This window comes from Cloacibacterium rupense, from assembly GCF_014645495.1.
Taxonomy (GTDB): domain Bacteria; phylum Bacteroidota; class Bacteroidia; order Flavobacteriales; family Weeksellaceae; genus Cloacibacterium; species Cloacibacterium rupense.
The window spans coordinates 166762-185329 of the sequence record NZ_BMLV01000002.1; the positions used below are offsets into that span (position 1 = coordinate 166762).

At 34.4% G+C, this 18568-nt stretch carries 27 protein-coding genes; 8 read left to right on the plus strand and 19 right to left on the minus strand.

Annotation, left to right across the window (positions count from 1 at the left end; translation table 11 throughout):
* Nucleotides 1-17 precede the first annotated feature (17 nt).
* The 19 genes from rpsH to rpsL all read right to left on the minus strand — a co-directional run bounded on the left by rpsH (nt 18) and on the right by rpsL (nt 10488).
* Nucleotides 18-416 (minus strand): 30S ribosomal protein S8, encoded by a 399-nt coding sequence (gene rpsH, locus IEW40_RS04690; protein ID WP_188616934.1) that lies wholly within the window; start codon nt 414-416, stop codon nt 18-20.
* 108 nt (nt 417-524) lie between these two features.
* Nucleotides 525-794: a 30S ribosomal protein S14 gene (gene rpsN / locus IEW40_RS04695; RefSeq protein WP_069800908.1), complete on the minus strand. Its 270-nt coding sequence runs from the start codon at nt 792-794 to the stop codon at nt 525-527.
* Nucleotides 795-797: 3 nt separating this feature from the next.
* Nucleotides 798-1349 carry a 50S ribosomal protein L5 gene (gene rplE / locus IEW40_RS04700; protein ID WP_188616935.1) on the minus strand — a complete coding sequence of 184 codons (552 nt, stop codon included), beginning with the start codon at nt 1347-1349 and terminating at the stop codon, nt 798-800.
* Nucleotides 1350-1351: 2 nt separating this feature from the next.
* Nucleotides 1352-1672: a 50S ribosomal protein L24 gene (gene rplX / locus IEW40_RS04705; RefSeq protein ID WP_188616936.1), complete on the minus strand. Its 321-nt coding sequence runs from the start codon at nt 1670-1672 to the stop codon at nt 1352-1354.
* A gap of 20 nt (nt 1673-1692) precedes the next feature.
* Nucleotides 1693-2061, minus strand: a complete 369-nt coding sequence (gene rplN / locus IEW40_RS04710; RefSeq protein WP_069800901.1) for a 50S ribosomal protein L14 — start codon at nt 2059-2061, stop codon at nt 1693-1695.
* Nucleotides 2061-2318 (minus strand): 30S ribosomal protein S17, encoded by a 258-nt coding sequence (gene rpsQ, locus IEW40_RS04715; protein WP_104793860.1) that lies wholly within the window; start codon nt 2316-2318, stop codon nt 2061-2063. The genes rplN and rpsQ overlap by 1 nt, the downstream gene beginning before the upstream one ends.
* 9 nt (nt 2319-2327) lie before the next feature.
* A complete protein-coding gene (gene rpmC / locus IEW40_RS04720; RefSeq protein WP_188616937.1) occupies nt 2328-2513 on the minus strand; it encodes a 50S ribosomal protein L29 in 186 nt (61 codons plus the stop codon).
* A 10-nt stretch (nt 2514-2523) separates the two neighbouring features.
* Nucleotides 2524-2949, minus strand: a complete 426-nt coding sequence (rplP, locus tag IEW40_RS04725; RefSeq protein WP_188616938.1) for a 50S ribosomal protein L16 — start codon at nt 2947-2949, stop codon at nt 2524-2526.
* A gap of 96 nt (nt 2950-3045) precedes the next feature.
* Complete coding sequence (rpsC, locus tag IEW40_RS04730; protein ID WP_069800893.1) at nt 3046-3741, minus strand: 30S ribosomal protein S3; 696 nt, start codon at nt 3739-3741, stop codon at nt 3046-3048.
* 8 nt (nt 3742-3749) lie between these two features.
* Nucleotides 3750-4154 (minus strand): 50S ribosomal protein L22, encoded by a 405-nt coding sequence (gene rplV / locus IEW40_RS04735; protein ID WP_188616939.1) that lies wholly within the window; start codon nt 4152-4154, stop codon nt 3750-3752.
* Between the two features lie 2 nt (nt 4155-4156).
* The gene (gene rpsS / locus IEW40_RS04740) at nt 4157-4435 is read right to left on the minus strand and encodes a 30S ribosomal protein S19 (protein WP_069800889.1); all 279 of its coding nucleotides are present in this window, start codon (nt 4433-4435) and stop codon (nt 4157-4159) included.
* 2 nt (nt 4436-4437) lie between these two features.
* Nucleotides 4438-5259 (minus strand): 50S ribosomal protein L2, encoded by an 822-nt coding sequence (gene rplB / locus IEW40_RS04745; protein ID WP_188616940.1) that lies wholly within the window; start codon nt 5257-5259, stop codon nt 4438-4440.
* A 22-nt stretch (nt 5260-5281) separates the two neighbouring features.
* The gene (rplW, locus tag IEW40_RS04750; protein WP_069800885.1) at nt 5282-5572 is read right to left on the minus strand and encodes a 50S ribosomal protein L23; all 291 of its coding nucleotides are present in this window, start codon (nt 5570-5572) and stop codon (nt 5282-5284) included.
* Nucleotides 5573-5575: 3 nt separating this feature from the next.
* Nucleotides 5576-6205, minus strand: a complete 630-nt coding sequence (gene rplD / locus IEW40_RS04755) for a 50S ribosomal protein L4 (RefSeq protein ID WP_188616941.1) — start codon at nt 6203-6205, stop codon at nt 5576-5578.
* Nucleotides 6196-6822: a 50S ribosomal protein L3 gene (gene rplC, locus IEW40_RS04760; RefSeq protein ID WP_188616942.1), complete on the minus strand. Its 627-nt coding sequence runs from the start codon at nt 6820-6822 to the stop codon at nt 6196-6198. Before rplC ends, rplD begins: the two co-directional genes overlap by 10 nt.
* Before the next feature lie 301 nt (nt 6823-7123).
* Nucleotides 7124-7429, minus strand: coding sequence for a 30S ribosomal protein S10 (gene rpsJ / locus IEW40_RS04765; protein ID WP_002661363.1), 306 nt, complete (start codon nt 7427-7429; stop codon nt 7124-7126).
* 18 nt (nt 7430-7447) lie between these two features.
* Nucleotides 7448-9565, minus strand: coding sequence for an elongation factor G (fusA, locus tag IEW40_RS04770; RefSeq protein WP_188616943.1), 2118 nt, complete (start codon nt 9563-9565; stop codon nt 7448-7450).
* Between the two features lie 7 nt (nt 9566-9572).
* Nucleotides 9573-10049 carry a 30S ribosomal protein S7 gene (gene rpsG, locus IEW40_RS04775; RefSeq protein WP_188616944.1) on the minus strand — a complete coding sequence of 159 codons (477 nt, stop codon included), beginning with the start codon at nt 10047-10049 and terminating at the stop codon, nt 9573-9575.
* 25 nt (nt 10050-10074) lie between these two features.
* Nucleotides 10075-10488, minus strand: coding sequence for a 30S ribosomal protein S12 (gene rpsL, locus IEW40_RS04780; RefSeq protein ID WP_002983146.1), 414 nt, complete (start codon nt 10486-10488; stop codon nt 10075-10077).
* A gap of 269 nt (nt 10489-10757) precedes the next feature.
* On the opposite strand from rpsL, the gene IEW40_RS04785 reads away from it, so the two are divergent.
* The 8 genes from IEW40_RS04785 (at nt 10758) to pncB (ending at nt 18523) form a co-directional block, all read left to right on the plus strand.
* Entirely contained in the window at nt 10758-11231 is a 474-nt protein-coding gene (locus IEW40_RS04785) for a Dps family protein (protein WP_188616945.1), read from the plus strand.
* Nucleotides 11232-11336: 105 nt separating this feature from the next.
* Nucleotides 11337-12965 (plus strand): leucine-rich repeat domain-containing protein, encoded by a 1629-nt coding sequence (locus IEW40_RS04790; protein ID WP_188616946.1) that lies wholly within the window; start codon nt 11337-11339, stop codon nt 12963-12965.
* A gap of 226 nt (nt 12966-13191) precedes the next feature.
* Complete coding sequence (locus IEW40_RS04795; RefSeq protein ID WP_188616947.1) at nt 13192-14508, plus strand: ammonium transporter; 1317 nt, start codon at nt 13192-13194, stop codon at nt 14506-14508.
* Between the two features lie 53 nt (nt 14509-14561).
* Nucleotides 14562-15668: an outer membrane beta-barrel protein gene (locus IEW40_RS04800; protein ID WP_188616948.1), complete on the plus strand. Its 1107-nt coding sequence runs from the start codon at nt 14562-14564 to the stop codon at nt 15666-15668.
* A 101-nt stretch (nt 15669-15769) separates the two neighbouring features.
* The gene (locus IEW40_RS04805) at nt 15770-16228 is read left to right on the plus strand and encodes a YciI family protein (protein ID WP_188616949.1); all 459 of its coding nucleotides are present in this window, start codon (nt 15770-15772) and stop codon (nt 16226-16228) included.
* 9 nt (nt 16229-16237) lie between these two features.
* On the plus strand, nt 16238-16990 hold the full coding sequence (locus IEW40_RS04810) for a DUF5995 family protein (RefSeq protein ID WP_188616950.1): 753 nt from the start codon (nt 16238-16240) through the stop codon (nt 16988-16990).
* Nucleotides 16991-16992: 2 nt separating this feature from the next.
* A complete protein-coding gene (locus tag IEW40_RS04815; protein WP_188616951.1) occupies nt 16993-17337 on the plus strand; it encodes an iron chaperone in 345 nt (114 codons plus the stop codon).
* 13 nt (nt 17338-17350) lie between these two features.
* A complete protein-coding gene (gene pncB, locus IEW40_RS04820) occupies nt 17351-18523 on the plus strand; it encodes a nicotinate phosphoribosyltransferase (protein ID WP_373283771.1) in 1173 nt (390 codons plus the stop codon).
* Nucleotides 18524-18568 lie beyond the last annotated feature (45 nt).

Consider the following 18568-nt stretch of genomic DNA (forward strand, 5'->3'; position numbering starts at 1 on the left):
CTTCCTAATTTATACAATTAATAAACATAGCAGATTACTTCACCGCCTACTTTTTCTTCTCTGGCTTTCTTATCAGTCATTACTCCTCTTGAGGTAGAAATGATAGCTATACCTAAACCATTTAATACTCTTGGCAATTCTTCACTACCAGCGTATTTTCTCAAACCTGGTCTAGAAGCTCTTTGGATAGACTTAATAGCCGGTTTGTTTGTTTGCTTATCATATTTCAAAGCGATTTTGATAGTCCCTTGAACTGCGCTATCTTCAAACTTATAGTTTAGAATATAACCTTGGTCAAATAAGATTTTCGTAATCTCCTTTTTGATTTTTGATGCAGGAATTTCCACCACTTTGTGGCCTGCGCTTTGTGCGTTCCTTACTCTAGTTAGGAAATCTGAAATTGGATCTGTTACCATTTTTCTTTTTTAAATTATTATTGGTGAATGATAAACAGTTTTTATTTGGCTGGAAGCTGGAAAGAATCCAACCAAACAAACTTATTTATCTCGATTAAAAACTAATTGTTACCAACTTGCTTTTTTAACTCCCGGGATAAGACCATTGTTAGCCATTTCTCTGAAGGTAACTCTCGAAATACCGAAAGTTCTCATATAGCCTCTTGGTCTTCCTGTTAATTTACATCTGTTGTGTAATCTTACAGGAGAAGCGTTTTTAGGTAATTTTTGAAGTGCTTCATAATCACCTGCTTCTTTTAGGGCAGCTCTTTTAGCAGCATATTTAGCAACTAGTGCTTCTCTTTTGCGCTCACGCGCTTTCATTGATTCTTTTGCCATTTCTTAGTTCTTTTTAAACGGTAAACCGAAATGAGTTAATAATGCTTTTGCTTCTTTGTCAGTTTTAGCAGTAGTAACGAAAGTGATGTCCATCCCTTGGATTTTTTTCACTTTGTCGATCACGATTTCTGGGAAGATAATTTGCTCAGTAATCCCTAAGTTGTAATTACCTCTACCATCGAAACCATCGGCTTTGATACCGTTAAAATCTCTAATTCTTGGTAAAGCAGAAGAAGTAAGTCTATCTAAAAATTCGTACATTTTGTCAGCTCTAAGCGTAACTCTAGCACCTACAGGCATTCCTTTTCTTAATTTGAAAGCTGCCTCATCTTTTTTAGATAATGTACCTACTGCTTTTTGACCAGTGATAGCTGTAAGTTCTTCTACTGCATAGTCTACGATTTTTTTGTCTGCAGTTGCAGCACCTAAACCTTGAGACACAACAATTTTTTCTAATTTAGGTACTTGCATAATAGATTTGTACCCAAATTCTTCCATCATAGCTGGAACAATTTTTTCTTTGTATAATTTTTTGGGTCTTGCTACGTATTCCATAATTAGATTTCTTTACCTGTTGTTTTAGCAATTCTTACTTTTTTATCACCTTCAACTTTATAACCTACTTTAGTAGCTTTGCCATTAGCATCTACTAAAGATACGTTAGAAATATTGATTGATGCTTCTTTTTCTACGATTCCACCTTGTGGGTTAGCTGCAGATGGTTTTACGTGTTTTTTAACAACGTTTACACCAGCTACGATAACTCTTGGGTCAGCGTTTTCTTTTTTAATCACTTCTAGCACTTCACCTTTACTACCTTTGTTTTTACCAGTAGTAACGATTACGTTATCTCCTCTTTTTATTTTAACTTTTGCCATTTTTTTTAAAATTTTTAAAATTATAATACTTCAGGAGCTAATGAAATGATTTTCATATATTCTTTGTCTCTCAATTCACGAGCAACTGGTCCGAAAACACGAGTTCCTCTCATTTCTCCAGCAGCATTTAGAAGAACGCAAGCATTGTCGTCGAATTTGATGTATGAACCATCTTTTCTTCTTACTGCTTTTTTAGTTCTTACGATAACTGCTTTAGATACTTGTCCTTTTTTTGCATTTCCTGATGGAGTAGAATCTTTGATAGTAACTACGATTTTATCACCTACAGAAGCATATCTTCTTCTAGTTCCACCTAGAACTCTGATTACTAGTACCTCTTTTGCACCAGTGTTATCAGCAACTTTTAATCTTGATTCGGTTTGTAACATTACTTAGCTCTTTCAATTATACTTACTAATCTCCATCTTTTATTTTTGCTCAAAGGTCTTGTTTCTTGAATTAGAACTTTGTCCCCTTCGTTGCACTCATTGTTTTCATCGTGAGCGGTATATTTTTTCGTTTTCAATACGAATTTACCGTACATTGGATGTTTCATTCTCATAGTTTCACTAACTACAATGGTTTTTTCCATTTTATTGCTAGAAACTATTCCGATTCTTTCTTTTCTTAAATTTCTTTCCATGATAAAATGAAATTATTGTTTGTTAGTTAACTCAGTTTCAAGTCTTGCGATTGTTCTTCTTAAATCTCTGATACTGATAGGATTTTCAATCGGGCTAATTCTGTGCGCTAATTTCATTTTAGTGTAATCAGCTTTAAGAGCAGCTAATTGATTTTTAATATCTCCTGCGCTTAGATTTTTGATGTCAGCTTTTTTCATTTTTCAAAGATTATTGAGGTTGAACAAAATCGTTAGCTACTACAAATTTGGTAACTACAGGAAGTTTTTGAGCTGCCAATCTTAAAGCTTCTTTAGCAACTTCGTAAGGTACACCTCCTACTTCAAACATAATTTTACCAGGTTTCACTACAGCTACCCAATATTCTACAGCACCTTTACCTTTACCCATCCTTACTTCGGCTGGTTTTTTGGTGATAGGTTTATCTGGGAATATTTTGATCCATAGTTGACCTTCTCTTTTCATATATCTTGTAGCAGCGATACGCGCAGCTTCAATTTGTCTTGCAGTGATCCAAGCACCGTCTATCGCTTTAATTCCGAAAGTTCCATACGCAAGTTGAGATCCTCTTTGCGCATTTCCCTTCATTTTCATTTTATGAACACGACGGAATTTCGTTCTTTTTGGTTGTAACATGTTTTCTAATTTAGATTTTAGATTTCAGATTTTAGATTTTAGATTTTAAAAAAGTAACGGTAATTTAAAATTCAAAATTTCGATCTAAAATTTTAATTATTTTCTGTCTCTTTTTTTACCAGCTGGTGCTTTTTTCTGTTGACCAACAAGTGGAGATAATTCTCTCTTGCCGTACACTTCGCCTTTCATAATCCAAACTTTCACTCCTAGTTTACCGTACTGAGTAAGTGCTTCACCGATGTGATAATCGATATCTGCTCTGAAAGTAGACAATGGGATTCTTCCTTCTTTGAAAGATTCTGATCTTGCCATTTCAGCTCCGTTCAATCTACCAGAGATTTGAACTTTGATACCTTCTGCGCCCATTCTCATGGTGCTAGTCATTGCCATTTTAACAGCTCTTCTGTAAGAAATTCTGTTTTCTATTTGCTTAGCAATACTTTCTGCTACTAGAATTGCATCTAGTTCTGGTCTTTTGATTTCGAAGATATTGATTTGGATATCTTTATCAGTTATCTTTTTCAATTCTTCTTTTAGTTTATCAACTTCTTGACCACCTTTACCGATGATAAGACCTGGTCTAGCAGTAGTGATTGTTACTGTTACTAATTTTAGGGTTCTCTCGATGTAGATTCTAGAGATACCACCTTTAGATAATCTAGCTTCAAGGTATCTTCTGATTTTGTAGTCTTCTGCGATTCTGTCTCCATAATCGTTACCACCAAACCAGTTAGAATCCCATCCTCTGATGATTCCTAATCTATTACCAATTGGATTTGTCTTCTGTCCCATACCTTTGATTATTGATTATCTTGTTTGTTACCTAATATTAATGTTACGTGATTAGATCTTTTTCTAATTCTGTAACCTCTACCTTGTGGTGCAGGTCTTAATCTCTTAAGTTGTCTTGCACTATCTACAAATATTTCTTTCACAAAAAGATTAGCCGCTTCTATATCAGCACCTTCGTTTTTTGCTTGCCAGTTTGCAATGGCAGAAAGAAGAAGTTTTTCTAATTTATTAGAAGCCTCTTTTTTAGAATATTTAAGGATGTATAGAGCTTTATCTACACTTTCTCCACGAATGATATCAGCAACGAGTCTCATTTTTCTTGGAGAAGAAGGGCAATCGTTAAGAGCTGCTTTCACAACATCTTGATTGGCTATTTTACGTGCTAATGCACTTTCTCTTTTTCTTGATCCCATGATTATCTGCTACCTTTATTTTTGTTACCACTGTGTCCTCTGAAAGATCTCGTTGGAGAAAATTCGCCTAACTTGTGTCCTACCATGTTTTCAGTTACATATACTGGGATAAAAGATTTCCCATTGTGTACTGCTATAGTTTGACCAACCATGTCTGGAGAGATCATAGATGCTCTAGACCATGTTTTGATAACTGTTTTTTTATTTTGTTCTATGTTTGCCTGAACCTTCTTTTCTAAATGATGAGCGATGAAAGGTCCTTTTTTAAGTGATCTTGCCATAATTATTTTCTTTTAGATACGATGTAACGGTTAGACACTTTGTTTTTCTTTCTAGTCTTGTAACCTTTAGCTGGTTTACCGTTTCTAGATCTTGGGTGACCACCAGATGATCTACCTTCACCACCTCCCATTGGGTGATCTACAGGGTTCATAGCTACAGCTCTAGTTCTTGGTCTTTTACCTAACCATCTGCTTCTACCTGCTTTACCAGAAACGGTAAGTTGGTGATCAGAGTTAGATACAGAACCAATCATAGCCATACATTCTACTAAAATCATTCTAGATTCTCCTGAAGGTAATTTAATGATTGCGTATTTACCATCTCTAGAAGTTAATTGTGCAGAAGAACCTGCGCTTCTAGCAAGGATAGCTCCTTGACCTGGTCTTAGCTCGATGCAAGAGATAACAGTACCTAATGGTATGTTTTTCAATTTCATTGCATTTCCTACTTCAGGTTCTACATTTTCTCCAGAAACTACAGTTTGACCTACTTTGATACCGTTTGGAGCGATGATATATCTCTTTTCTCCATCTGTGTATTCTACTAGGGCGATAAATGCAGTTCTGTTTGGATCGTACTCCACAGATACAACAGTAGCAGTAGCATCAAATTTATTTCTTTTGAAATCGATGATTCTGTACTTCTTTTTGTGTCCACCTCCGGTATAACGCATGGTCATCTTACCCGTGTTATTTCTACCACCAGATTTCATAAGACCTACTGTAAGGCTTTTCTCTGGCTTGTTGGTAGTAATTTCTTCAAAATTGTTTACAATTCTGAATCTCTGTCCTGGGGTGATAGGTTTTAATTTTCTAACAGACATTACTATTAATTATATAAAATTATTAATTCGTTGCAAAAATATCGATGGTTTCACCTTCAACAAGCTGAACCAAAGCTTTTTTCAATTTATTGGTTTTACCTACTTGTAAACCTTTTTTAGTGTATTTCGAAGAAACTTTAGGCGCATAAATCATGGTTCTTACGTCTTCTACCTTTACACTATAAGCAGCTTCTACAGCTTGTTTGATTTGGATTTTATTAGCTTTAGTATCTACTAAAAACGTATAAACTCCGCTCAATTCTGACTGGCTGTTTGCTTTTTCTGAAATGATTGGTTTAATAATAACTGACATGATTTATTTTCTTAAATTTTCTTGAAATTTTTCTACAGCACCTTCGAAGAATACTACTTCACCAGCATTTACGATATCATAAGAAGAGATTTCGTTGTAAGTTAAAACTTTAACTTTTGGTAAGTTTCTTGAAGATAAATATACGTTCTTGTTTGTATCAGCAAGCACGAATAATGCTTTTTTGCCTTCCAAACCTAATGCATTAAATACATTGATGAAATCTTTAGTCTTAGGAGCAGCAAATGTTACTTCTTCTAATACTTTAATAGAATTATCTCTCATTTTTTGAGAAAGAACAGATTTCTTAGCCAATCTTTTTAATGCTTTATTTAATTTGAATCTGTAGTCTCTAGGTTTTGGCCCGAATACTCTACCCCCACCTTTGAAAGTTGGAGATTTAATATCACCATATCTAGCAGAACCAGATCCTTTTTGTTTTTTAAGCTTTCTAGTAGAAGCAGTAATTTCGCTTCTTTCTTTAGACTTATGAGTCCCTTGTCTTTGTGCAGCAAGGTATTGTTTCACTTCTAAGTAAACCGCGTGCTGATTAGGCTCAATACCGAAGATTGCTTCGTCTAACTGAACTTTTCTTCCGGTTTCTTTTCCTGATGTATTTAATACTACTAGTTCCATTTCTTGATAATTACATAAGAATTTTTAGCTCCCGGAACAGCACCTTTTACTACTAAAAGATTTTGTTCTTGATCAATTTTCAACACCTGAAGGTTTTGTACAGTTACCTGTTTACCTCCCATTCTACCAGCCATTCTAAGTCCTTTGAAAACTCTAGATGGGTCAGATCCTGCACCGATAGAACCTGGAGCTCTTAATCTGTTGTGCTGACCATGGGTAGCTTGCATTACACCTCCAAAGTTGTGTCTTTTAACAACCCCTTGGAAACCTTTACCTTTAGAAGTACCTGTTACGTCTACAAATTCTCCTTCTTGGAACATTGTAACCGTTACATCTTCTCCTACTTTCACTTCGTGTTCAAATTCATTTCTGAATTCTACGATTTTCGCTTTCGGCGTAGCACCAGCCTTTTTGAAATGACCTGCTAACGCTTTAGAAACGTTCTTCTCACTCTTGTCATCGAAACCTAGTTGCACGGCAGTATATCCGTCAACTTCTTCGGTTCTGACCTGTAAAACCGCACATGGACCAGCTTGAATAACTGTACAAGGAATGTTTTTTCCTTCTTCGTTAAACAAAGATGTCATGCCGACTTTTTTACCAATAATACCTGACATTATTATTTATATATACTTAAATTGTTTATAATTTCCCCTCTATTTTAGATGGTTTGAGTAATATCTACGTTTGAAATAGGCATACTTCTTCCCTAAAATGAGTGTGCAAATTTACGATTATTTTTTGAATTAGCAAGTGTAGATTTCAAAAATATTTAATTTTTAATGAGTTAGCATTATTTTTCTATTATTCTAAACTCTAAAAATGAAATAAGACTGGTGAATTTTTCGCCATACTGTGTAAAAACAAACCTCCCAAACTTTATAGCTTGGGAGGTTTTATCATAGCAAAGTGCAATTATCACACTTTAATTTCTACATCAACACCTGAAGGAAGTTCTAATTTCATTAGAGCATCTACCGTTTTAGAAGAAGAAGAATAGATATCCATCAATCTCTTGTGAGCAGAAAGTTGGAACTGTTCTCTTGCTTTCTTGTTTACGTGTGGTGATCTAAGTACTGTAAAAATTCTTTTGTTTGTAGGTAATGGGATTGGCCCATTAACCACAGCACCAGTAGCTTTTACAGTTTTTACGATTTTCTCAGCAGACTTATCTACTAGGTTGTAATCGTAAGACTTTAATTTTATTCTGATTCTTTGTGACATTTTCTAAATTTTTAAAGATTAACCTCTTGCTTTAGCAATTACGTCTTCTGCAATGTTTTGTGGAGCTGGTTCGTATTTCTCGAATTCCATAGAAGAAGTAGCTCTACCAGAAGATAGTGTTCTAAGCGAAGTAACATATCCAAACATTTCAGATAGTGGAACGAAAGCTTTGATAACTTTAGCGTTATTTCTATCATCCATACCGTTTACAGTACCTCTTCTTCTGTTAAGGTCTCCTACGATATCTCCCATATATTCTTCAGGTGTAACCACCTCAAGTTTCATAATCGGCTCCATAATCACCGCTTTAGCAGCTCTTCCAGATTCTTTGAATCCCATTTTAGCAGCTAATTCGAAAGACAATTGGTCAGAGTCAACTGCGTGGAAAGATCCGTCTTTAAGAGTTACTTTCATCGCTTCAACTTCGAAACCAGCCAAAGGACCATTTTTCATAGATTCTTTGAAACCTTTTTCTACTGAAGGGATAAATTCTCTTGGAATGTTACCACCTTTGATCTCGTTGATGAATTCTAGACCAGTCTTACCTTCGTCTGCAGGACCAATTTCGAATACGATATCAGCGAATTTACCTCTACCACCAGATTGTTTTTTGTAAACTTCTCTGTGGCTAGCAACTTTGGTAAGTGCTTCTTTGTATTCTACTTGTGGCTGACCTTGGTTAACCTCTACTTTAAATTCTCTTCTTAAACGGTCAACAATGATATCTAAGTGAAGCTCACCCATACCAGAAATAATTGTTTGACCAGAAGCTTCGTCAGTTTTAACTTGGAAAGTAGGATCCTCTTCTGCTAATTTAGCTAGAGCATTTCCTAATTTATCTTGATCTGCTTTAGTTTTAGGTTCTACAGCAATACCAATTACTGGATCTGGGAAAATCATAGATTCTAGAACGATTGGATTCTTTTCATCAGACAATGTATCACCAGTTTTAATATCTTTGAAACCTACAGCTGCACCAATATCACCTGCTTCGATATATTCTACAGGATTTTGCTTGTTAGCGTGCATCTGATAGATTCTAGAAATTCTTTCTTTGTTTCCAGATCTTGTATTTAGAACATAAGAACCTGCATCTAGTCTACCTGAATAAGCTCTGAAGAATGCTAATCTACCTACGAATGGGTCAGTAGCGATTTTGAAAGCTAATGCAGCGAAAGGTTCTTTTACGTCTGGTTTTCTTACGATATCAGCATCAGTTCTAGGGTCAGTTCCTTTAATATCATCCTTATCTAATGGAGAAGGAAGATATTTACAAACTGCATCTAGCATAAACTGTACTCCTTTGTTTTTGAAAGAAGAACCACAAGTCATAGGAATAATAGACAAATCGATAGTAGCAGCTCTAAGTGCAGCGTTGATTTCGTCTTCAGAAATTGAATCTGGGTCTTCGAAGAATTTCTCCATCAAAGTCTCGTCATAATCTGCAACAGCTTCTACTAGTTTTTCTCTATATTCTAAAACTTCGTCTTTCATATCATCAGGAATTGGAACTACTTCAAAAGTTGCACCTTGTCCTGCATCGTCCCAAACGATAGCTCTATTTTTAATTAAGTCAACTACTCCTTTGAAATCTTCTTCTGCTCCGATTGGCAATACGATTGGCACAGCGTTAGAACCTAACATTTCTTTAACTTGTTTTACCACGTTAAGGAAGTCAGCACCTTGTCTGTCCATTTTATTTACAAATCCCATTCTAGCAACTTTGTAGTTATCAGCCAATCTCCAGTTGGTTTCAGACTGAGGCTCTACACCGTCTACAGCAGAGAATAAGAATACAAGACCATCTAATACTCTCAAAGATCTATTTACTTCTACTGTGAAGTCAACGTGCCCTGGGGTATCGATGATATTGAAGTGATAAGGTTTAGTTTCTGGCAAAGCCTTTCCTTGATCGGTAGGGAAGTTCCAGCTACAAGTTGTTGCAGCAGATGTAATTGTAATACCTCTTTCTGCTTCTTGTTCCATCCAGTCCATTGTAGCAGCACCTTCGTGCACCTCTCCAATTTTGTGAGTTTTACCTGTATAGAAAAGAATACGTTCTGTAGTGGTAGTTTTACCGGCATCAATATGCGCAGCAATACCAATATTTCTTGTGTATTTAAGATCTCTACTCATTTCTTAATTAAAATTTAAAGTGAGAGAAAGCTTTGTTAGCTTCTGCCATTTTGTGAGTATCTGTTTTCTTCTTGTAAGCAGCACCTTCTTCTCTAGAAGCAGCGATAACTTCTGCAGCTAATTTCTGAGCCATAGATTTATCATTTCTAGCAGTAGCATACTTAATTAACCATTTCATAGCCATAGAAATTTTTCTATCAGCTCTGATTGGCATTGGGATTTGGAAGTTAGCACCCCCTACCCTTCTAGAACGCACTTCTACGTGAGGCATTACATTTGTAAGGGCATCCTTCCAAATTTCTAAAGAAGATTTTTCATTATCTCCTTTTTTAGCTTCTACGATATCTAGTGCATCATAGAAAATCTTAAATGCGATTGACTTTTTACCGTCAAACATTAAGTTATTTACAAATCTTGTTACCAATTGATCATTAAACTTTGGATCTGGTAACAACGGTCTTTTTTTTGCTTTTGTTTTTCTCATTGTTCTGTTCCTTAAAATTTAATGATTACTTTTTCTTACCTTTTGCAGGGGCTGCAGCAGCTTGGCCTGGTTTTGGTCTTTTGGCACCGTATTTAGAACGTCTTTGCGTTCTTCCGTTTACTCCGGCAGTGTCTAAAGCACCACGAACAATGTGATATCTAACTCCCGGTAAATCTTTTACTCTTCCGCCACGTACTAATACTATCGAGTGCTCTTGGAGGTTGTGTCCTTCTCCCGGGATGTAGGCGTTAACTTCTTTTCCGTTTGAAAGTCTTACTCTGGCAACTTTTCTAAGTGCTGAGTTAGGTTTCTTAGGAGTAGTTGTATATACTCTTGTACATACGCCTCTTCTTTGTGGACATGAATCCAAAGCAGCCGATTTGCTCTTCTTAGCAAGTGTGGCTCTTCCTTTTCTAACTAATTGTTGAATAGTAGGCATTTGATTGCTTTATATTATTTAATATTTTAGGGTGCAAAAGTATGAATATTTTTTGAACTGACAAAATAACTTCCACATAAATAATGTGTTAATTTTCATATAATTATCATTACAAAGTTTAGACTTTATAAAAATTAAAAAAAATCCACACTGAAGCACATTTTAAAATTAATTTTTAGCCTATATCATAGAAATAGTTAATTACAATTTTAAGACTACAATTATTTATACATATTTTTATTAAATTTGTTTCATAAATACTATATGATATGAGAAACTCAAGCATAATTGGACTTAAAGAAACTGACTGTAAAAAAATCGCAGAAAAATTAAATATTTTACTTTCGAATTATTCTGTTTTTTATCAAAATACAAGAGGTGCGCATTGGAATATTAAAGGGAATCAGTTTTTCACACTACACCCAAAATTTGAAGAATTATACAATGGGTTAGTTTTAAAAATAGATGAAATTGCTGAAAGAATTCTTACACTAGGCTCTTCTCCGTCTCACAATTACTCTGAATACCTCAAACTCTCTTCCATCAAAGAAAGCAAAGAAGTATCTGACGCTAATAAATGCGTAGAAGGAATATTAGCTTCTTTTAGAGTTCTTATAGACCTACAAAGAGAACTTTTAGACTTAACAGAAAAAGCCGGAGACGAAGGAACCAACTCACAAATGAGCGATTATATTACAGAACAAGAAAAAGAAGTATGGATGTACAATGCTTATTTAGCATAAAAACTCTTCTCTAAAAAAATAAAAGCACTTCAAAACGGAGTGCTTTTATTTTTTCATTTTTTATAGAAGTTTATAATATATTTGCAAAGTCTTTAAATACGAATCTTGAAAAAAATTATAATATTCTTACTCTTTAGTGTAATTATCAAAGCACAATGGAGCATTTCTACCTCTGAGAGAAATGCACTAATCACCATCTACCAACAATCTAATGGACCACAATGGAGCCAACATTGGGACTTAGAAAAAGACCCTTACTATTGGCATGGAGTAAAAATATCAAACGGAATAGTTACAGAACTAAAGCTAAATGGCAATCTACTAGAAGGCAATTTTCCTAGCGCCATTCTATCTCTCACTAATCTTAAAAAATTAGACCTGAGCTCTAACAAACTTTCAGGAAACATCCCAAACCTGAGCTCTTTAAACAGTTTGACCTATTTAAACATTAGCGACAATCATTTTACGGGTGACATTTGGAACAGCTTTTCGTCACTTACCAATTTAGAAGAACTATATGTTGGAAACAACAACGGAACTATTTCTAATACTGATTTTTCAGGATTTACTAACCTAAAACACCTCGACATTTCAAAACTAAACCTTACCGAAATACCGTCTAGTCTAGCTACACTTCAAAAACTCTCTTCACTGAACTTAAGCAATAATACTATTGCAAATTTTACCAACATTGCCTCATTAGCTCAGTTACAAGAAATAAACCTATCTGGAAACTCAATTACAAAAGTTCCTGATGAAATTAATAATTTTATCAATCTCAAAACTTTAGACCTTAGCAATAATAAGATTACACAATTCTCTGCACTGAATTCGTTACACAATATAGAATGGCTATCTTTAGAAAACAACAACCTAATTAGCATCCCCGCAGAAATCATCACGTTAGAAAAACTAACCCACCTTAACCTTAGCAGAAATAATATTTCTGGCGGCACTGGAACACTTTCTTCTTTGATTAATCTAGAACAACTTTGGCTCAATCACAATAAATTAAAAGGAAATATCCCAGCCAACATTCTCTCTATGCCCAAATTAATGTGTTTATCTCTACAAAGTAATGAATTAGAAGGAAATATCCCTAACAACCTTCCTGAAATATGTAATATTTCTAACAATAGATTTTCTAAGAACAACTTAGAAAACTATTTACAGTTATATCCAGAAAATACAGATTTTATATACTCGCCGCAGAGATATGACGAAGCCAAAACTGTAAAAGCTGCATTAAACTCTTCAACAAGTCTAGACCAAGCTCTTTCCTCATCTGACGGTTTCCAATTCTCTTGGCTGAAAACTCTTGACAAGAACACTTCTGTTAACTCAGAGAACTTTACCATAAACTCTGTGAAAGAAACAGATTATGATATATATACTTGCGAAGCTCTTTTTATAAAAAATGACACCTTATATAATATATACTTTACAAATTACAGAGAACCTATCACGTTAGAAAACACAGAAACTCTAGGTACTGACAATCCTGAAAATAAAATTTTGGTCATTTATCCCAACCCAACAAAGGATTATATAAATATAAAAAACAATAATTACCGAATAGAAACATTTAATTTATATGACCTTGGCGGAAGAATTTTAAAAACATTCTCCGGAAAAGAAACAAAGTTAGACCTTAGCAACCTACCTTCTTCTACTTATATTTTAAACATAAAGACAACTGAAGGACACCAAAATTTTAAAATTATAAAGAAATAAAATCGTTTTTTTTCATTATCTCCCCAATATAATACTTGCCAAAAGCAAGTATTTTTTTTGAGCCAATTTAACATTTTTCACATTTTTAGTTAATTTTTCACAAACACCCCTTATTTTTTCAATTAAAATTCAAAAAAAATTATTTTTTTTCAACAAAACCCCATTTTTATTTTGGGGTTTTATTTTTTTTTCTAATTTTGCATTAGAATTTAAAAGTTGAATTGATATGAGAAAATGGATTTTACTAGCTTCGCTAGTTGTATTAGGCTTATTATGCCTATTTTCGGGAACACTCTTTCCAGAAACCCCAATTGACGAAAAAAGCATCCCTGAATTTAGCAGTGCAGACATTGCATGGATGTTAGTATCCTCTGCTATGGTATTAATCATGACACCAGGTCTTGGTTTCTTTTACGGAGGTATGGTTAGAAAGAAAAATGTAATTAGCACAATCTTGCAAAGTTTTATTGCAATGGGAGTTATTACAGTGGCATGGGTAGTAATTGGATTTGGACTTGCATTTGGTGATTCAATAGGCGGAATCATTGGCAACCCTACTAAGTTTTTATTCTTTAGCAATGTTGGCACTAAAAGTGCGTGGTCATTAGCACCTACAATTCCATTAGTCCTATTTGCTGTATTTCAAATGAAATTTGCCATCATTACACCAGCACTTATTTCTGGTGCATTTGCAGAGAGAATTAGATTTTGGGGATATTTATTATTTATAATTTTATTCTCCTTATTTATTTATTCACCACTGGCTCATGCAGTATGGCACCCAGACGGAATTCTATTCAAATATGGCGTTTTAGACTTCGCTGGAGGCACTGTAGTACACATGAGTGCAGGTTGGGCAGCATTAGCTGGTGCTTTATTCCTTAAAAAAAGAACTGAAATAATTCATGACCCAAGTAGAATTTCTTATGTAATCTTAGGAACTGCTTTACTTTGGTTTGGTTGGTTCGGATTTAATGCTGGATCGGCAGTGAGTTCAAGTTCATTAGCTGTACAAGCTTTTGCCAACACAACAGTAGCATCTGCAGCTGCAGCAATTGGCTGGGGATTCATAGAAAAAATAAAAGGAAGAAAACTTTCTGCAATGGGCGTAAGCATTGGCGCAGTAGTTGGTCTAGTTGCCATAACACCAGCTGCAGGATATGTCACAGTGCCACATTCTATACTTATTGGTATTATTGCTGTTGTAGTAAGTAGTTTTGTAGTTGACCTTAGAGGAAGAACCAATATTGATGACACACTAGATGTATTCCCTTGTCATGGCGTAGGAGGTATGGTAGGCATGATATTAACTGGCGTTTTCGCTACCCCAACTATTAATGCTGCAGTTGTAGAACCAGGATTATTTTATGGAGGTACTAGTTTATTCATCAAACATATTGTGGCACTAGTTGGCGTTTCTGTTTTCGCTTTCTTTGGTTCTTACTTATTATTATACATCACAAACCTTATCACTCCATTGAGAGTAAATGAAGAATACGAAAAAGAAGGTTTAGATAAAACACAACACGGAGAGTCTTTATAATCTCTCTTCACAAAAAAATTATAAAAAACGTTTCACCCTTAAAACATACATTTATGAAAAACTTTAAATCAATAAATAAGCTAGCTTATTTAGCTACTACACTATGTGCATCTTTATTATTCGGACAAGAAGAAGGAAGTTGGCTAAAAGGCTTTAAACTAAGCGGTTCTGCAGACACTTTTTACAAATACGATTTCGCAAAAAGTGATTTCAACACAAAAACCAGCTTTACTCAACCTACCAATTCTTTTGAAATAGGAATGTTTACCTTAAAACTAAATCATCATTTAGGTAAATTCTCCACCACAGCAGATATAGGAATCGGAAACAGAGCAGAGCAATTCAATTACACCTCTAAAAATACTGGATTACTCATTAAGCAATTATTTGTAGATTATGCTGCCACAGATAAATTGACCATCAGCGCAGGTTCTTGGACTACCCATGTTGGTTATGAATTACTAGATGCGCCTGATAATGATATCTACAGTATGTCTTATGCTTTTTCCTATGGTCCATTCTTCCACACAGGTATTAAAGCAAATTATTTAATTGGAAAATTTAATGTAATGGCAGGTTTTGCAGACCCTACAGATTTAAAATCCGCATTTCAAGATGTAGTAGTTTATGACAACACGGGAAACCCAGTTAACAAAAGCTACAACAACAAGTTTTTCATTTGGCAAATTGGCTATAGCGGAGAAAAACTATCCGCTTTCTTAAACGGTCAGCAAGGTAGCAACAATCCTCTTAGCTCTAATATTTCTCAATTTGACTTAACTGCTTCTTACAAATTTACAGACAAATTTAAACTCGGTGTCAATGCAACTACTTTCGCATTGAGTGATGACAGCTCTTCTGTAGATACAAAACATTGGTCTTCTTTGGTAGGTTATTTAAAATATAGCGTTAGTGATTCTTTCGCTTTGAACTATAGAGCAGAATATTTAGACAACAAAGACAATACTCTTGCTCTTGGTGCAGTGAACGGAAACACAGTCTTTGCCAATACGTTTTCTGCAACATTTACAAACGGTGATTTCCAATTAAAACCAGAAATAAGACTAGAAAGTTCAAACGAAGATATTTATTTCAAAAAAGATGGAAGCGCAACCGGAAGCTCTGCAAATTTCTTAATCGCAGCCATGTATAGATTTTAACTTTAACCAGACAATTTTATAAAGAGCTCAAGTTTTTTAACTTGGGCTTTTTTGTTTTGTTTAAATTCTTAATTTTGTTGTGAACACTAAAAAACATTGGGATGAAAAATTTTATTTCTCTTTTAACATTCATTTTTTTCAACTCATTTACTCTTGCCCAAGATTCTAAAACTTTTGACAAAAAACTTGCAGATTCTCTAAACGCAGATGAAAGAGGAATGAAAACCTATATGCTCGTCATCCTAAAAACCGGACCAAAAGACAAGGAAATAACAGACAAAGAAAAAAGAAATGAACTCTTCAAAGGACATTTCTCTAATATGGAAACCATGGAAAAAGCTGGCAAATTAAAACTTGCAGGTCCTTTTGCCTCTAAAAACACTTTACAATACAGAGGCATATTCCTTTTAGATGTGAAAACTGAAGACGAAGCTAAAGCCCTTCTTCAGAACGACCCAACTGTAAAAAACGGAATTTTTGAATACGAAATTCTGCCTTGGTATGGTTCTGCTGCCATTCCTATGCATCTCAAATATCACAAAAAAATATCTAAAGAATAAAGAAACGCCATGAAAACCATAGAAGAAGTAATTTCAAATCTAGACCAAATTATAGACTGGAGCATTAAAAACCAAAACCCTGCAGGCTATTTCGCAACTACTTATAGAACGATGACCGCAGCAGTTTTACAAGGAATCAAGAAAAAGAAATTTCAAGATGCAGAGAGAATGACTAATCTTGATGTAACTTTTGCTAAAAGATATATCGATGCATTTGAAGCTTATCAAAAAAATGAAAAATGCACCAATGCTTGGTATCAAGCTTTTGAAGCTTGTAAAAACAATAACTTACTTATTATACAGCATATATTTTTAGGAATGAATGCTCATATTAATTTAGATTTGGGTATTTCCGCCGCATCAGTTGTCCCAAAAGGGAAAATCAACCCTTTAAAAGCAGATTTTTATAAAATAAACGATGTAATTTCGTCTATTAACCAGAATGTACAAAATGCATTAAATCAAGTTTGCTATCCCATTCATTTAATTGATAAAATTTCTAACGGAAAAGACAATGCGATATTAGATTTCGCTATTTCTAGAGCTAGAGATACTTCTTGGGCAAGTGCAGTTGCTCTTTCTAGCACTCCTAATTTTCTACAAGACACATTAATTAATTTAATAGATAATGCCGCTGCTAAAATCTCTACCCAAATAGTAAACCCAAGAATTTCTAATTCAAAACTGTTGAAAGAATTGAAATCTTTTGAAAGCAATGATGTCTCAAAAAACATAGAAACATTAGCTTCGGTAAAACTTTAATTATGAAAAAATACGAAACCTACGAAGAGTACTGCCTAGATTTTTCAGAAGAAATTCAAATAAAAATGGAAGATTTAAAAAATTTCATTCAAAAAATTTTACCCGAAACTACCCTCGAAATAAAATATGGAATTCCTACATTTGTACAAAAAGGAAAAAATATCATTCATTTCGGAGCGTTTAAAAATCACTTCGGTTTTTATCCCGGCGCTGAAACTATAGAAATTTTCGAAGAAAAACTTCAAAATTATAAAACTTCGAAGGGAGCTATTCAATTTCCTATCACTCAAGATTTTCCTTGGGATTTAATCCAAGAAATTACAGAATTTAGAAAAAATAAAACTTAAAAAAATAAATACTTTGACCAGACTCAACTCCATATTAGATAACGATTTTTACAAAATCACGATGCAAAACGCCGTTGTGAAATTGTTCCCAAAACAAATCGTAAAATACCAGTTCATCAACCGAGGAAAACACCATTTCCCCGAAGGTTTTGCAGAAGAACTTAGAGCTTCTGTAAATGCAATGGCAGAGCTAAAACTCACCAAAGATGAGAAAAAATTTATGGCAAAAACTTGTCCGTACATTGATTTGCCGTATTTGGATTTTTTAGAAGGCTATCGATATGACCCTTCAGAAGTAATCATTTCTCAAAACGGAAACGATGTAGAAGTTACGGTAGAAGGTCTCTGGTATAGAACCATACTTTGGGAAGTTCCACTCTTGGCATTGATTTCAGAATTGCATTACGAAATGAATCATTTAGAAAGAAACTCTAATGAAATTGTGATTGAAAACACCTTCGAGAAAGCCGAAAAACTGAACACTTTGGGTGTAACTTATGCAGAATTTGGAACCAGAAGAAGGCATTCTTACAAAGTACACGATTTGGTAATTGGTTCATTGGCAAAAAAAGAGAACACCAAATTTATTGGCTCTTCTAACGTACATTTTGCGATGAAATATGGCGTAAAACCAATAGGAACACACGCACACGAATGGTTTATGTTTCACGCTGCGGAATATGGTTTCAAAATGGCCAACAAAATTGCATTGGAACACTGGGTAGATGTTTATAGAGGAGATTTGGGAGTAGCCCTTTCAGATACTTTTACCACAGATGTTTTCTTTAATCAATTTGATAAAAAATTCACAAAATTATTTGATGGTGTTCGTCACGACAGCGGAGATCCATTAGAGTTTGCAGACAAAACCATTGCTCATTACGAAGAAAATGGCATCAACCCTTTGTACAAATACATCATTTTTTCTGATGGATTAAATTTGGAAAAAGTAGAAGAAATCACCAACTATTGTAGCGAAAAAATAGGAATTTCTTTTGGAATTGGCACTAATCTAACCAATGATGTTGGCTTAAAACCTATGAATATCGTGATGAAATTAATTGGGGTAAAATCTGACAACGGAGAATGGATACCAACCGTGAAGTTATCTGATGAAAAAGGAAAATACACCGGCGACCCGAAAATGATAGAATTGGCAAAAGAATTTTTGAGAATAAAAGAATAAAAGCCTTTATTAAAATCTGATTTGTAAATACAAAATCTTAAATCT

Coding starts and splice junctions, on each gene's coding strand:
- rpmC (WP_188616937.1), bottom strand. CDS start 2,513: ATGAAAAAAGCTGACATCAAAAATCTAAGCGCAGGAGATATTAAAAAT.
- rplV (WP_188616939.1), bottom strand. CDS start 4,154: ATGGGATCAAGAAAAAGAGAAAGTGCATTAGCACGTAAAATAGCCAAT.
- rplE (WP_188616935.1), bottom strand. CDS start 1,349: ATGGAATACGTAGCAAGACCCAAAAAATTATACAAAGAAAAAATTGTT.
- rplD (WP_188616941.1), bottom strand. CDS start 6,205: ATGGAACTAGTAGTATTAAATACATCAGGAAAAGAAACCGGAAGAAAA.
- rpsL (WP_002983146.1), bottom strand. CDS start 10,488: ATGCCTACTATTCAACAATTAGTTAGAAAAGGAAGAGCCACACTTGCT.
- rpsJ (WP_002661363.1), bottom strand. CDS start 7,429: ATGTCACAAAGAATCAGAATAAAATTAAAGTCTTACGATTACAACCTA.
- IEW40_RS04795 (WP_188616947.1), top strand. CDS start 13,192: ATGAGAAAATGGATTTTACTAGCTTCGCTAGTTGTATTAGGCTTATTA.
- rplX (WP_188616936.1), bottom strand. CDS start 1,672: ATGGCAAAAGTTAAAATAAAAAGAGGAGATAACGTAATCGTTACTACT.
- IEW40_RS04805 (WP_188616949.1), top strand. CDS start 15,770: ATGAAAAATTTTATTTCTCTTTTAACATTCATTTTTTTCAACTCATTT.
- rplB (WP_188616940.1), bottom strand. CDS start 5,259: ATGTCTGTTAGAAAATTAAAACCTATCACCCCAGGACAGAGATTCAGA.
- IEW40_RS04815 (WP_188616951.1), top strand. CDS start 16,993: ATGAAAAAATACGAAACCTACGAAGAGTACTGCCTAGATTTTTCAGAA.
- rplW (WP_069800885.1), bottom strand. CDS start 5,572: ATGTCAGTTATTATTAAACCAATCATTTCAGAAAAAGCAAACAGCCAG.
- fusA (WP_188616943.1), bottom strand. CDS start 9,565: ATGAGTAGAGATCTTAAATACACAAGAAATATTGGTATTGCTGCGCAT.
- rplC (WP_188616942.1), bottom strand. CDS start 6,822: ATGTCAGGTATTATTGGTAAAAAAGTCGGCATGACATCTTTGTTTAAC.
- rplN (WP_069800901.1), bottom strand. CDS start 2,061: ATGTTACAAACCGAATCAAGATTAAAAGTTGCTGATAACACTGGTGCA.
- IEW40_RS04800 (WP_188616948.1), top strand. CDS start 14,562: ATGAAAAACTTTAAATCAATAAATAAGCTAGCTTATTTAGCTACTACA.
- rpsG (WP_188616944.1), bottom strand. CDS start 10,049: ATGAGAAAAACAAAAGCAAAAAAAAGACCGTTGTTACCAGATCCAAAG.
- rplP (WP_188616938.1), bottom strand. CDS start 2,949: ATGTTACAACCAAAAAGAACGAAATTCCGTCGTGTTCATAAAATGAAA.
- IEW40_RS04785 (WP_188616945.1), top strand. CDS start 10,758: ATGAGAAACTCAAGCATAATTGGACTTAAAGAAACTGACTGTAAAAAA.
- IEW40_RS04810 (WP_188616950.1), top strand. CDS start 16,238: ATGAAAACCATAGAAGAAGTAATTTCAAATCTAGACCAAATTATAGAC.
- rpsC (WP_069800893.1), bottom strand. CDS start 3,741: ATGGGACAGAAGACAAATCCAATTGGTAATAGATTAGGAATCATCAGA.
- rpsS (WP_069800889.1), bottom strand. CDS start 4,435: ATGGCAAGATCACTTAAAAAAGGACCTTTCATCGCTCATCATTTAGAA.
- rpsH (WP_188616934.1), bottom strand. CDS start 416: ATGGTAACAGATCCAATTTCAGATTTCCTAACTAGAGTAAGGAACGCA.
- rpsN (WP_069800908.1), bottom strand. CDS start 794: ATGGCAAAAGAATCAATGAAAGCGCGTGAGCGCAAAAGAGAAGCACTA.